The 13633-nt window shown below is 62.5% G+C and carries 12 protein-coding genes; 6 read left to right on the top strand and 6 right to left on the bottom strand.

The features are described 5' to 3' along the window. Positions 1 to 71 precede the first annotated feature (71 nt). The gene (locus tag NUH87_RS06515) at positions 72 to 1019 is read right to left on the bottom strand and encodes a LysR substrate-binding domain-containing protein (RefSeq protein WP_338525287.1); all 948 of its coding nucleotides are present in this window, start codon (positions 1017 to 1019) and stop codon (positions 72 to 74) included. A gap of 292 nt (positions 1020 to 1311) precedes the next feature. Between NUH87_RS06515 and NUH87_RS06520 the strand changes: the two genes are divergently transcribed. The 6 genes from NUH87_RS06520 to NUH87_RS06545 all read left to right on the top strand — a co-directional run bounded on the left by NUH87_RS06520 (position 1312) and on the right by NUH87_RS06545 (position 8751). Beyond that, a complete protein-coding gene (locus NUH87_RS06520; RefSeq protein ID WP_338525288.1) occupies positions 1312 to 2946 on the top strand; it encodes an ABC transporter substrate-binding protein in 1635 nt (544 codons plus the stop codon). Positions 2947 to 3021: 75 nt separating this feature from the next. Then, complete coding sequence (locus tag NUH87_RS06525) at positions 3022 to 3975, top strand: ABC transporter permease (RefSeq protein WP_338525289.1); 954 nt, start codon at positions 3022 to 3024, stop codon at positions 3973 to 3975. Continuing rightward, positions 3972 to 4808, top strand: a complete 837-nt coding sequence (locus NUH87_RS06530) for an ABC transporter permease (RefSeq protein WP_338525290.1) — start codon at positions 3972 to 3974, stop codon at positions 4806 to 4808. The genes NUH87_RS06525 and NUH87_RS06530 overlap by 4 nt, the downstream gene beginning before the upstream one ends. Before the next feature lie 2 nt (positions 4809 to 4810). Continuing rightward, positions 4811 to 6445, top strand: a complete 1635-nt coding sequence (locus NUH87_RS06535; protein WP_338525291.1) for an ABC transporter ATP-binding protein — start codon at positions 4811 to 4813, stop codon at positions 6443 to 6445. A 147-nt stretch (positions 6446 to 6592) separates the two neighbouring features. Next, entirely contained in the window at positions 6593 to 7774 is a 1182-nt protein-coding gene (locus NUH87_RS06540) for a hypothetical protein (RefSeq protein WP_338525292.1), read from the top strand. A gap of 101 nt (positions 7775 to 7875) precedes the next feature. Next, positions 7876 to 8751 carry a LysR substrate-binding domain-containing protein gene (locus NUH87_RS06545; protein ID WP_338525293.1) on the top strand — a complete coding sequence of 292 codons (876 nt, stop codon included), beginning with the start codon at positions 7876 to 7878 and terminating at the stop codon, positions 8749 to 8751. 26 nt (positions 8752 to 8777) lie between these two features. Here the strand turns inward: NUH87_RS06545 and NUH87_RS06550 are convergent, their stop codons facing one another. From NUH87_RS06550 to NUH87_RS06570, 5 genes are all read right to left on the bottom strand, one after another. Next, positions 8778 to 10211, bottom strand: a complete 1434-nt coding sequence (locus NUH87_RS06550) for an NAD-dependent succinate-semialdehyde dehydrogenase (RefSeq protein WP_338525294.1) — start codon at positions 10209 to 10211, stop codon at positions 8778 to 8780. Next, positions 10208 to 11242 (bottom strand): aldo/keto reductase, encoded by a 1035-nt coding sequence (locus NUH87_RS06555; protein WP_338525295.1) that lies wholly within the window; start codon positions 11240 to 11242, stop codon positions 10208 to 10210. Before NUH87_RS06555 ends, NUH87_RS06550 begins: the two co-directional genes overlap by 4 nt. Positions 11243 to 11252: 10 nt before the next feature. Continuing rightward, positions 11253 to 11765, bottom strand: coding sequence for a formaldehyde-activating enzyme (gene fae, locus NUH87_RS06560; RefSeq protein ID WP_338526742.1), 513 nt, complete (start codon positions 11763 to 11765; stop codon positions 11253 to 11255). A 242-nt stretch (positions 11766 to 12007) separates the two neighbouring features. Continuing rightward, positions 12008 to 12655: a hypothetical protein gene (locus tag NUH87_RS06565; RefSeq protein ID WP_338525296.1), complete on the bottom strand. Its 648-nt coding sequence runs from the start codon at positions 12653 to 12655 to the stop codon at positions 12008 to 12010. A gap of 173 nt (positions 12656 to 12828) precedes the next feature. Continuing rightward, positions 12829 to 13284 (bottom strand): hypothetical protein, encoded by a 456-nt coding sequence (locus NUH87_RS06570; protein WP_338525297.1) that lies wholly within the window; start codon positions 13282 to 13284, stop codon positions 12829 to 12831. Between the last annotated feature and the right edge of the window lie 349 nt (positions 13285 to 13633).

A 13633-nucleotide genomic window follows, 5' to 3' on the forward strand; every position in this document is an offset into this window, starting at 1 on the left:
TCCGGCGCGGGATGGACAAACGATTAATTCAGGTGGCAAACATTCAAAAAATGCAGGTTACCGCTGCGCCTTCAGATTTCCGGCATCGGCGCTGCCGTCGACGGCTCCAACTGCCGCCGCGCCAACTCCAGCTCCTCCTGCAACCACTGGCTGAAAACCTGTACCTGGGGGATCTGCGACTGCCCTTGGCGCGTCACCAGCCAGTAGGACTGATGCCCGTCCACATGCACGTTGAGCACCTGGGTCAACTGCCCGCAGGCCAGCTCGCCGGCCACCATGTGCCAGTCGGCGATGGTGATGCCCAAGCCGTCGATGGCCGCGCGGATCGCCAGGTCCAGCAGGTCGAACTCATAGCCGCTCAAGGTATCGACGCCACTGATCCGCGCCGCGTCCAGCCAGTGCTTCCAGGTCAGGTAGCGCTGGTCTTCCTTGGCCAGCACATGCAGCAAGGTCAGGCGGTTCAGGTCGATCTCTTCCCGCCCGCCCAACTCGCGGGCATACAGGCTCGGCGAACACACGGCGATATGCCGCTCGTGCATCAGCAGCGAGCTGTCCAGGCCATCCCATTCACCGTCGCCGAAGCGGATCGCGCAATCCAGGGTACTGGTTTCGGCCAGGCTGTCCTGCAGGCGCGTGGTGATGCTCAGCTCCAGCCCCGGATGCTGCTGGCGCAGGCGCCCCAGGCGCGGCAGCAACCAGCGGCTGGTAAAGGTCGGCGGTGCGTTGATGCGCAGGCGGTTGGCGTGATGCTTCTCCTGGATGCCACGTACGGTCATCTCGATCTTGTCGAAAGACTGATGCAGCGCGCGCAGCAACACCCGCCCGGCACTGGTCAATTCGAGATGGTGATGACGCCGCTCCAGCAGGCTTTCGCCCAGTTGCTCCTCAAGCTGGCGAACCTGGCGACTGACGGCACTCTGGGTCACGTTCAGCAGCTCGGCGGCGCGGGTAAAGCTGCCGGTGCTGCCGGCCACTTCGAAGGCTTTGAGCGCATTGAGCGCGGGCATTTTGCGTTTCAAGAAAAGGCACTCACCAAGGGTCGGACAGCCCCAAGCATCGCATGGGGCCGGGGATGGGTAACATGCCTTTTTGTTCATCGTCCTACAAAAAACCGAAGTCCCCGAACCGCGAAATATGGCCAAACACCACCTGTAGGAGCCGGGTACAACCCTCAGCAGTGTGTCTGGAACGGGAAGATCATCAGTAACGTGCGTTTTAGGAATTTTCCCACGCTGAATTTATCGTTTGTTCATCCGACGCCAGATGACAAGACTGCGGGCATCTCAAATAAAAACAACACGAGAGCCGCTCATGAAAGACCTGACGACCCTGGACGGCTCCGCGCCGCATCCAGCCGTGGATGACCTGTGCACCCAAGCCAAGCGTGGCCAGATCAGCCGCCGGCAATTCCTCCATACCGCCACCCTGCTGGGCATCACCGCCGCCAGCGCCGGCAGTTTCCTCGGCCCGGTGCTGCTCGGTGATTCGGCCCAGGCCGCTGAAGTTTCCAGCCCACGCAACGGCGGCAGCCTGCGCTTTGCCTGCGCCATCCAGGAAATCCAGGACCCGATGCTGATCACCTGGATCGAAGCCTCGAACCTGATGCGCAACAGCCTGGAGTACCTGACCTGGGTCGATGCCCAGAACATCACCCATCCTTACCTCGCCGAAAGCTGGAAGCCCTCCGACGATCTCAAGGAGTGGACCTTCAACCTGCGCCAGGACGTCAAGTGGAGCAACGGCGACGCCTTCAACGTCGATGACGTCGAGCACAACTTCCAACGCTGGACCGGCGCCGACTCCAAGTCGGTCAACCGCACCGCGTTCCAGGACATCGCCTCCTTCGAAAAACTCGGGCCTTACCAGTTCAAGCTGGTGCTCAAGCGACCGATCCTGGCGATCCCGGAAATGCTCAACGCCTTCACCTGCGCCATTGTCCATCGCAGCTTCAAGGCCGGTGACGACTGGTCGAAAAAACCCGTGGGCACTGGTCCCTTCAAGCTCGCCGCGTTCTCGGTGAACAAGCAAGCCACCTTCGCCAAGCGCGCCGATTACTGGGGCAAGCCGGCCTACCTGGACGAGCTGCGTTATGTCGACATGGGCACCGACGTGTCCACTCAACTGGCCGCCCTGCAAGCCGGGCAAGTCGACGTGCTGTACCGCGTCACCGTAGCCGAACTGGACCTGGCCAAGCGCCTGCCCAACGCCAAGCTGCTGACCTGCAAGTCGGCACAGACCGTGGTGATGCGCATGGCCGTGGACCAGAAGCCGTTCGACGACCTGCGCATCCGCAAGGCAGTGGCGCTCTGTGCCGACAACGCGCAAATGCTCAAGATCGCCTATCGCGGCATGGGCACCTTGGGCGAGGACCATCATGTCGCCCCCTCCCACCCGGAATACTGCCCGCTGCCCAAGCGTGCCCGCGACGTGGCCCAGGCCAAGGCGCTGCTGGCCGAGGCCGGGTATCCCAAGGGCATCGACATCGACCTGATCGTCGGCAACACCCAGGGCCGCTACGAGCAGGACACCGCGCAGATCCTCCAGCAGAACTGCCTGGAGGCCGGCATCCGCATCAACCTCAAGGTGATTCCCGCCACCCAGTACTGGCCGATCTGGGACAAGGCCGCCTTCAGCCTCACCTACTGGGCCCACCGCCCGCTGGGGGTGATGTCCCTGGAGCTGGCCTACCGCGGCGGCGGCGCCTGGAACGAAAGCCATTACCACGACCCGGCCTTCGATGCCGCCCTGGACAAGGCCATGGGCATCGTCGATCCGAAACAGCGTGCCCAGGCCATGCAAAGCGTGGAGCAGATCCTCCAGGACGCCTGCGTCATGGTCCAGCCGTTCTGGGCCGACAAGTTCACCGCCACCTCACAGAAGGTGCAGGGCTTCCAGGTCCACCCATCGGACTTCTACCCGATGAACGAAACCTGGCTCAGCGCCTGATCCGAGCGTTGAAACAATGAGCTCGCCCACCCTGGTGCGGCGAGCCGGCAACTCTATTAGCCGGAGCCTACAAACATGGCTGATTTCCTGTGGCGCAAGCTACTGGCGCTGGCAGCGACCTTGCTGTCGGTGTCATTGATCGTTTTTTTCGCCCTGGAGCTGAACATAGAGGACGTCGCGATCAACGTCCTGGGTCCCTACTCCGCCGCCGACCAACGCGCCGCCTGGCTCACCGAGCACGGCTACGACCAGCCGTTCCTGTGGCGCTACCTGGTCTGGCTGAAGGACTTTGTCAGCGGCCACTGGGGCACCTCGGTGCACTTTCGCGAGCCGGTGATGGACCTGCTGCTGCCCAACCTGGGACAGACCCTGATGCTGGCCGGTCTCGCGCTGCTGATCATGGTACCCGTGGCACTGACCCTCGGCGTGCTGGCCGGGATTCGCCAGGGCTCGCCGATGGACCGGCTGGTGTCGTGCCTGTCCATCGTCACCACCTCGATTCCAGACTTCGCCAGTGCGGTGTTCGTCTCGGCGATCTTCGTGTTCTGGCTCAACTGGCTTCCCGGGGTGAGCAGCATGAGCGACGGTTTCAGCGCCCTGCAACTGGCGATGCCGCTGATGGTGCTGTGCCTGTTCGGCGTCGGTTACCTGGCACGGATCACCCGGGCCTCGATGGTCGAGGTGATGCAGGCGCCGTACATCCGCACCGCCCGCCTCAAGGGCGCCTCGACCCGACGCATCGTGCTGCGCCATGCACTGCGCAATGTGCTGATCGCGCCGGTCACGGTGATCATGCTGTACATCCCGTGGCTATTGTCCAACGTCATCGTGGTGGAGGTGTTCTTCGCCTACAAGGGCTTCGGTTCGCTGCTCTACACCGCCTCGCTGAACCATGACGTCTACCTGATCGAGGCCTGCGCCATGATCAGTGCGCTGGTGGTGGGCGCGACCAAGATCGTCTCCGACCTGGCCTATACCTGGCTCAACCCGCGCATCACCCTGCGCAGCCTTGGCGGGAGTGCCCGATGAACCTTCTGCATGCGTTCAAGAATCCGTTGGCGGCCCTGGGCCTGTGCCTGGTGGGCGGCTGGGTGGTCCTGGCGATCTTCGCCCCCTGGCTGGCACCCCACGACCCGCTGGAAAGCTTCACCCCGCTGCTGACGCCGTTCAGCGACGACGGCAGCGGCCAGACCTTCCTGCTGGGTACCGATGTGCTGGGCCGGGATATTCTCTCGCGGCTGATCTGGGGCACCCGCACGGTGCTGCTCTGGTCGACCCTGGCGACCCTCACCGCCTTTGCCGTCGGCATCGCCATGGGCCTGTGCGCCGGCTACTTCAATGGCTGGGTCGACTCGGTGCTGTCCTACATCGCCGACACCGTGCTGTCGTTCCCGGTGTTGGTGCTGTACATCGTGATCATCATCGCCCTCGGCGCCTCGGCGCTGAACATCCTGATCGCGGTGACCTTCACCAGCGCCCCGGCGATCTTCCGGATCATGCGCGCCCTGACCATGGACCTGCGTTCCCGGGACTACGTGCTCAGCGCCATCACCCAGGGCGAAGGCGCGCTGCGGATCATGACCGTGGAAATCCTGCCCAACTGCGGCGGCCCGCTGATCGTCGATTTCTGCCTGCGCATCGGCTACACCGCGATCATGATCGGCGCCCTGGGTTTCCTCGGCCTCGGCCTGCCACCGCCGACCCCGGACTGGGGCGGCATGATCAACGAAGGCCGCAGCATGGCCATCGCCTTCCCCCACCTGGTGATCTTCCCATGCATTGCCATCTCCACCCTGATGCTCGGCCTGAGCCTGCTGGCGGATGGCCTGGACGAACACGCCCAGAAAGGCACAAGGAGTTGAATATGAGCAGCCAACCCGTATTGCGCGTCGAGGGGCTGTCCATCGAACTGCCGCCGGGCGCGGACCGCAGCCATGCGGTCCAGAAGATCGACCTGGACGTGCGCAAGGGCGAAATCCTCTGCGTGATCGGCGAGTCCGGCTCGGGCAAGTCGGTGCTGTCCGGGGCCATCATGGGCGACTACGCCAAGGGCCTGTGCCACAGCGAGGGGCGTATCGACTTCCTCGGCGAGGACATCTGCGCCATGGCCGAGGCGCAGTTGCGCGACCTGCGCGGCAACCGCATCGCGATGATCTTCCAGGAGCCCATGGCGGCCCTCAACCCGGCGATCCGCATCGGTCGGCAAGTGGAGGAAATCTTCGAGATCCACGCCCCGGACATGCCCCCGGCCGAGCGTCGCGAACGCATGCTCGCGTTGCTCGAGTCGACCCAGCTACCGGAACCGCCACGGATCGCCAACAGCTTTCCCCATCAACTTTCCGGTGGCCAATGCCAGCGGGTGGTGATCGCCATGGCCCTGGCGATGAACCCGGACCTGCTGATCGCCGACGAGCCGACCACCGCCCTGGACGTCACCACCCAGGCCCAGGTGCTCAAGCTGATCCGTGAACTGCGCGGGCGCGGCCAGCACGGCATCCTGTTCATCACCCACGACTTCGGCGTGGTAGCGGAAATCGCCGACCGCATCGCGGTGATGGAAGGTGGCCGGCTGGTGGAAATCGGCGAGCGCGACCAGGTGTTGCAGGCGCCCCGCCACCCCTACACGCGCAAGCTGATCGCCGCGGTCCCGGCGTTGAACCCGGAACTGCACGCACCCTGCGCCGACGGTGAGATGGCCCTGCGTATCGAACACCTGAACAAGACCTACCACGTCGAAGGCCGCCAGGTCTGTGCGCTCAAGGATGTGTCGCTGCAGCTACCACGGGGCAAGACCCTGGCGATTGTCGGCGAGTCCGGCTCGGGCAAGAGCACCCTGGTCAAGGCCGCGATTCGCCTGGTGGACAGCGACAGCGGCCATGTCTGGCTCGGCGACAGCGACTTCCTCGCGCTCAAGGGCGAGGCGCTGACCCGGGGCCGGCGGCAGATCCAGATGATTTTCCAGGACCCCTACGGCTCGCTCAATCCGCGCCATCGCGTCGGCGACATCATCGCCCGCGCCGCGCAACTGCGGGGCCTGTCGGCCAAGGACGCCTGGAACGAAGCCGGCGACCTGCTAGAACAGGTCGGCCTCAAGCGCGACGCCCTGAAACGCAAGCCTCGGCAGTTCTCCGGCGGCCAGCGCCAACGCATCGGCATCGCCCGCGCCCTGGCCATGCGCCCGCAGGTGCTGATTGCCGATGAAAGCGTCTCGGCGCTGGACGTCTCGGTGCAGAAACAGGTGCTGGAACTGCTGACCGAACTCCAGCAGCGGCTGAACCTGAGCATCCTGTTCATCACCCACGACCTGCGGGTGGCGGCACAGATCAGCGATCACATCGCGGTGATGCGCCAGGGTGAAGTGGTGGAATACGGCAGCGCCGAACAGGTGCTGTTGAAGCCTCGGCATAGCTATACCCAGACCCTGCTGGCCGCCGCGCCCGGGGCTTCGGTGCAACCACCGCCACAGGCGGGACCGGGCCTGAGCGCTGTAAGCGGCTGATCCTCCCGGCCCGCTACCGCTGGGGCGCTGCTCACGCCTTTGCCAGCGCCTACGCCGTAGCGGGCCTTACCCCTTTCATCCAGACCACGCTTTTGCCGTGGCCGGGATGGCTGTTGCCAACAATAAACCTAGAAAGACGGAGCGACCATGAACTTCAAGACCACCCGGGCCTTGCGCTCGTTACCCCCGCTGGCGCTGCTGGGCGCCCTTGCTACCCCCGCGATGGCCATCCAGGTCACCGACAACCTGGACCTGGGCGGCGCCATCCGCTACCGCTGGGACTACGCCCCGGATCGCGATATCCAGAAGTTCGACTTCGACACCGCATTCCTCACCGCCAAGTACAACTCCGACACCTGGATCGCCGCCGCCAAGTACCGTTTCTACGGGCGCTCCTACCCTTACCAGTACACCAACCGCATTGGCGCGATCCAGTTCGCCGAGACCGCCTGGGTCGGCTACAAATTCAACCCGGACCAGCAGGTGCAGGTCGGCCTGAACCAGATACCGTTCGGCCTGCAGCCGTATTTCGGCAGCACCTTCTTTGAAACCCTGGGCAACGTCGTCGGTCTGGAAGACGTGGAACAGGTCGGGGCCAAGTACATCCAGCAGAGCGGCGACTGGAACCTGCAAGCCGGCTTCTACCTGCGCCCGGCCTTGCAAGGACGCGGCACCAGCAATGGCGACACCTACTCCACCGTCGTGTCCCGGGCCGACAGCTATGTGGCCGATGGCAGCAGCAACCAGGAACACAACACCTCGGTGGTGCGCCTGGCGAAAGCCATGCAGCTGGGTGGTTGGAAATCCGAGGTGGGGATCTCGGGCCTGACCTCGACCCTGGAGAACCGCGATACCCGTGAGGACGGCCGGCGTAATGCCGTGGCCATCCACTACCTGGGCAAGAACGGCCCGTGGGGCGTGCAATTGCAGGCGGCGCGCCAGCAGATGTCGCCACGCAATCCCGGCAGCAACGAGGTGGTGACCTTCGGTGGCTACGACGGCACCTTCAACGTCGCCAGCCGCGGCAATCTCTATGTGGCCGACCTGAGCTACGACGTCGACGGCAAGTACCTGTTCGACCAGATCAGCGGGATCAAGCTGTACGCCAACTACAGCGCCTTCGACAAATCCGCGGAAGACTTCAAGACCTCGCAGCGGCTGATCCTCGGTACCTCGTTTTCAGTCAGCAAATTCTGGGTCGCCACCGAATGGCTGATCGGCAAGAACGATCCCTACATCGGTGGCAGCAGCTACACCCAGAGCCTGGCAGCCGGCGGTACCGACCTCTGGAAAAACCAGCTGTACATGAACATCGGTTACTACTTCTGACTGTTCTTTAGCTCGCCATTTCATTGCGCATCCTTGTGGGAGCGCGCCTGCGCGCTCCCACTTTTTTCCTTCCACGCCAGTCGATCCGGAGTCTCTATTCCATGCGTCAATTGCCCCCGCTGAACATGCTGCGCGTGTTCGAGGAAGTCGCCCGGCATCGCAGCTTCAACCAGGCCGCCACCGCCCTGAACGTGACCCAGGGCGCGGTCAGCCGACAGATCAAGCAACTAGAGGATTACCTCGGCGTCGCCTTGTTCGTGCGCACGCCGCGGGGCTTGTCACTGACCGAATCGGGGATGGCGCTATCGCCTCAGCTGGGCGATGCCTTCGACCATGTTGAACGCGCCCTGCAAGCCGTGCGGGTGCCCGACTTGCGCCAGCGCCTGCGCATCCTCGCGCCACCGACCTGGGCCAGCCGCTGGCTGTCGGCGCACCTGCGGGCCTTCTGTCAGCGTTACCCGGAGATCAGCCTGAGCGTGACCAACCAGGCCAGCCATGACAGCCTGGCCGAGGTCGATTGCCAGATCCGTTTCGGCCTGGAGGCAGCGTCGCATTGCAGCAGCCAGTTGCTGGTGATGGAACGGCATATCGCCGTGGCGAGTCCGGAACTGTTCGAACAGGGTGAAGCACCGGATCTGCGCCGTTTTCCCCTGCTGCATATCCTGCATGACGGCAAGCGCCTCAAGGTCTGGGAGAACTGGCTGGCAGCCATGGGCCGCGAGGACGTGGATGCCCGGCAAGGACTGGAGTTCAGCACCCTGGACCAGGTGATCAACACCGCGCTGGCCGGTGGTGGACTGGCGGTGATCGACCGGCAGATGATCGTCAAGGAACTGGCCAATGGCAGCCTGCTGCCCATCACTCCGGTGGAGGTGGTGGGGCCGTATGGCTATTGGCTGGATGTGGCGAACGACAAGCAGGGGCTGTCGAAAGTGCACTTGTTTACCGAGTGGTTGGGCCTGGTGAGCAATCCCTGAAATTTTTCAGGGATTGCAAGGACTCCTCAGAGGCCGCCCATCAGCAGGTATTTGATTTCCAGGTAGTCGTCCAGGCCGTAATGCGAGCCTTCACGTCCCAGGCCCGACTCCTTGATACCGCCAAACGGTGCCACTTCGGTGGAGATGATCCCTTCGTTGATCCCCACCATCCCGGCCTCGAGCCCCTCGGCCATGCGCCAGACGCGACCGATATCGCGGCTGTAGAAATACGCCGAGAGACCGAATGGCGTGTCATTGGCCCGACGCAGCACCTCGGCCTCGTCCCTGAAGCGGAAACACGCCGCCACCGGACCGAAGGTCTCTTCCTGGGCGATCAGCATGCCGTCAGCGACCTCGGTCAGAATGGTCGGTTCGAAAAAGGTCCCGCCCAGGGCATGGCGACGACCGCCGCACAGCAGCCTGGCGCCCTTCTCCAGCGCATCGCCGACATGCTGCTCGACCTTGCCCAATGCGGCGCTGTTGATCAGCGGCCCCTGCTCGGTCTCACCGTCCAGCGCACTGCCGACCCGCAGCGCCTTGACCGCTTCCGCCAGCTTGGCGGTGAAGGCCTCGTAGACACCGTCCTGAATGAAAAAGCGATTCACGCAGACACAGGTCTGCCCGGTGTTGCGGAACTTCGAGGCCATCGCCCCCTTCACCGCCGCGTCCAGGTCGGCGTCGTCGAACACGATGAAGGGCGCATTGCCGCCCAGCTCCAGAGAAACCTTCTTCAAGGTGTCGGCCGCCTGGCGCATCAACAGCTTGCCGGTGCGGGTCGAGCCGGTAAAGGACAGCTTGCGCACCACCGATGACGCTTGCAACGCACCACCGATAGCCACCGCATCGCCGGAAACGATGTTGAACACCCCGGCCGGAATCCCCGCCTGCTCCGCCAGTACCGCCAGGGCAAAGGCCGACAGCGGCGTCTCCTCCGAAGGCTTGAGGATCATCGTGCAACCGGCGGCCAGGGCCGGACCGACCTTGCGGGTGACCATCGCCAGCGGGAAGTTCCACGGGGTGATCGCCGCGACGACGCCGATGGCTTCCTTGGTGACGATGATCCGCGCGTCGGCCTTGTGGCTCGGAATCACATCGCCATAGGCCCGCTTGGCCTCTTCCCCGAACCATTCGAGGAAACTTGCGGCATAGACCACCTCGCCCATGGCTTCGGCCAGGGGCTTGCCCTGCTCGCGACTAAGCAAGGTGGCGAGCTCGCGCTGGTTGCCCAGCATCAGTTCGCTCCAGCGCTTGAGGCGCACGCTGCGCTCCTTGGCGGTCAGCTTGCGCCAGGCCGGCAAGGCGCGCTCGGCGGCGGCGATGGCCTGCTCGGTGGCCTCGGCACCGGCGCGTTGGACCTGGACGATCAACTCGCCATTGGCCGGGTTCAGCACCGGGTAAGTCGGCCCGCCACGGGTCCATTGACCGTCGATGTAGTTTCCGGTGCGGATCAGTTCGCTCATGCCACGACCTCGGTCAAGCTGAAGGCTGGCTGGGCCGGACGGGCCGAGCGCAGGATACGTTTGCCGGCGGTGTAGTCGTTGATCACGTCGCAGGGGGTGTAGTTGCGTTCCAGCTCGTACAGCTCGTCGGCATCCAGCCGGGTCTCCAGGGCCGCCAGGGCACTGTCGAACTGCTCGGTGGTGTCGGCGCCCACCAGCATGCAATCCACGCCCGGGTGATTGACCACCCAGGCCTGGGCGATCTGCGCATTCGACACACCGCGACGGCGGGCGACACGCTGCACCGAATGGGCGATTTCGAAGGAAGTTTCGTCGCTGTACATCTGCTGGGTGAAGAAGTCGGTCTGGTTGCGGGTCGACTGCACGTCGCCGGTCAACAGGCCACGGGCCAGCGGGCTGAAGACCGAGACCCCGAGGCCCTGGTCACGGCAGAACGGCAGCATCTCGCGCTCTTCTTCGCGATAGGCGCAGTTCAGTTGCAGTTGCATGTTGATCGGCTTGACCCAGCCGTTGCGTTCGCAGGCCATGAGGATCTTCGCCAACTGCCCGGTGAGCATGGTCGAGACCCCGATATAGCGAGCCTTGCCGGAGCGCACGATGTCGTTCAGGGCGTTCATGGTTTCCTCGACCGGGGTGTTCACGTCGAAGTAATGCAGCATAAAGATGTCGACGTAATCCATGTCCAGGCGCTTGAGGGAGGCGTCGATGCTGTCCATGATGTGCTTGCGCGAATGGCCGCCGGCGTTGATCCCGCTGCGGGTGCCGTAGCCGACCTTGGTGGTCACCACGATGTCTTCGCGGCGGGTCAGGCGCTTGAGGATGCGCCCCACCACTTCCTCGCCGACCCCGGCGGAATAGAAGTCCGCCAGGTCGATGAAGTTCACCCCGTTGTCCAGCGCGTGCTTGACGATCGGTTCGCTTTTCTTCTCATCGAAGATCCACGGCTTCCAGTCCGGCGTGCCCATGTTCATGGTGCCGAGGCACAGTTTGGACACCTGCAGGCCGGAATTGCCCAGACGAATGTATTGCATGGCGCGGCCCTCAGGCTTTCGGGGTATAGAAAGGGTTGGCGACGTGATCGACCACATCGGCGAGCTGGGCACGCACCGGCAGGCCGTTCAGGGCGGCGCGGATTGCTGTGCGGCAGGCGTTGTAGTTGTTCAGGTAGACGGCATCGAGGTCATCGCACGAAGGGTTGACCCAGTTGGCGGTGACGATGGCCCACTGGTCCTCGGCTTCGGCCGGCAGGGTGCCGTCGAGCAAGGCTTCGAGCACGGCCTTGGCGATCCCGGCCTGGGACGCGCCCCAGGTGGCATTGCCGTGGAAGTCGCTGCCGATGGCGGCCTTGTTGACGTAGAGGGTCATGGGCTTGACCGGGATATTCGGCTGGGCGATCACCATGAACGGGCAATGGCCCTGGCTCGGCGACGCCAGGCTGTTGGCGAAGGCCTGGCCGGCCGGGCCGTTGCGCGGGCCGATCAGGATATTGATATGGGCGGCGTTCACGCCGGGGCCTTCGAAACCTTCGCCGATATACAGGTCTTGTTCTTTCATGATCATGGCGCAAATGCTCTTTGTTGTTATGAATGAGCGGGTGTTTGCGCTTTTTTATCACTGGGGTTGGCGGGGTCTGTAACTATTAAAAGTCATGGGGGTATGAGGTTTTGTAATGGCCTCGCCGTTGTTTGGGGAACGGGCCATGGCCGAGGCTGGACCCCGGCCACGAGCATCCGTGGAAGTCAGGTTTTCTGCTCGAAATTTTCCCGTAATAACACGATGAAGATGCCAGTAAAAACCTAGTGAGCGTGTGCGATCAGGTCAGGTCGGCTATCCACCAGCATCGGCTCGATGACATTGCCCTGAATCGAACAGGTCAACATGCCTTTGCTGGTCTTGGGCAAGTCACTGGAAGCCGGTTCGATCAGGAACACCCGTTCGGCTGTATCGATCACCAGCTTCCCCGAATTGCTCTGAGGACTCTCCGGCTCCCAGGCACGTTGCGTATGCGACCAGATTTCAGCACGTGCATAGACCCCGCCCGCGTCCGCCGCCCCCGTGTGTTGGTGCTTTTCGAGTACCTCGAACAGCTCCTTGGGCGTTTGCTCGGTATAGAAGCCCCAACTGATAAGGCGAGAGCCCATCATGTCCATGTCTTCGGCGTAAAAGCCGGTCAGGCTCACGCCGTCGAGGGTGACGGGCTTGTCAAACATCCAACGCTGGCCCAGCTGGCTTTTGGTTCCGCCCACGGGTTGGGTGAAACCGTTCTCGGTTTTTGTGGGGATCAAACCCTTGAACAGCGGCTGCTCAATGACGGAAAGAGAGTGTTTGTCACAGGCGACATAGTCATTCAAGGAGGATGCGGCGAAGGCCGGCACGCCGCCCAGCAGTACCGCAGCGCTAAACAGCAAAGGGAACACTTTGATGGGAAACTTTCGTTGAGGCATTTCAACTTCCTGTTGGAGGGTAATACTTTGAACAGCCGATTCGGTATCGAAGGCCCAAGGGGCAACTTGGTATCGGCTGGCATAAGGTCGCCGAAAAAGTGGCAATCGGTTATCGGCCAACCTTTCAGTAACCTGAGCCTTGTGTGCAATCGCTCATCATTTGAAATCCACTGTCAGCGATAAGCAGAAAACTTTATCCGTATGGCCCCCGCTGCGTCAAAGCCCCGCAGATCCACTTGGCGGCTGTACATTCGCGTCGCAGCAATCGCGAAATCGACCTGAAGATCATGATCAGACTCCCAGCGTATTTTCGGAGATGCCTCATGATCAGAAAAAGTATCACACTCGGCTGAATAAACCTGATAGTCAGGTTTTTTAACAACCTCACCGACATCCAACAAACTATTGAAAACAAAAATTCTATCCGAACAATACGGCGCTATCGCTCCCCCTCCCGCCTTCCAGACATGGGCAGCGCTGTACCCTCCGTTTGGAGACGGATAAACCTTGATAGATAGGTCATCATCAGAATCACTGCCAAAGGGGATCAATGCCATGAAGCTATATTTAAAAACCGCAATGAATCCGATGGCCATCAATATAAATTTCAACCAACCAAGAACCCGCATCCTATCCTCCTTGTCATTTATAAGATCCTCCGCCGGACTTCACCCTGAGCGACAGTGGCCTGCAGGACGGCGGTCTGCTGTACGTTCAACATGGGTCAGGCGTTGGGAGCTGACCATTCGTTGGTATTGACACCTGAGTCGGCACTGCACTTACCTGACAGATGCTCTGCATTTTTTGCTGAGAGTACGTTCGGACCGGCCGTCCAATGCACTGAGGGGTAGTGAGTCATAACGATCCATGTCACAAAGAGAAAAGCCGCCTCGACAGAGCGGGTTGGAGGGTGCTGCGGTCAAGGTAAGCCCTAGACTCCCTCTCCCACGCGTGCCACCACTGCACGATGAAGCCGGC

It is taken from the genome of Pseudomonas batumici (assembly GCF_036585405.1).
Lineage (GTDB): Bacteria > Pseudomonadota > Gammaproteobacteria > Pseudomonadales > Pseudomonadaceae > Aquipseudomonas > Aquipseudomonas batumici.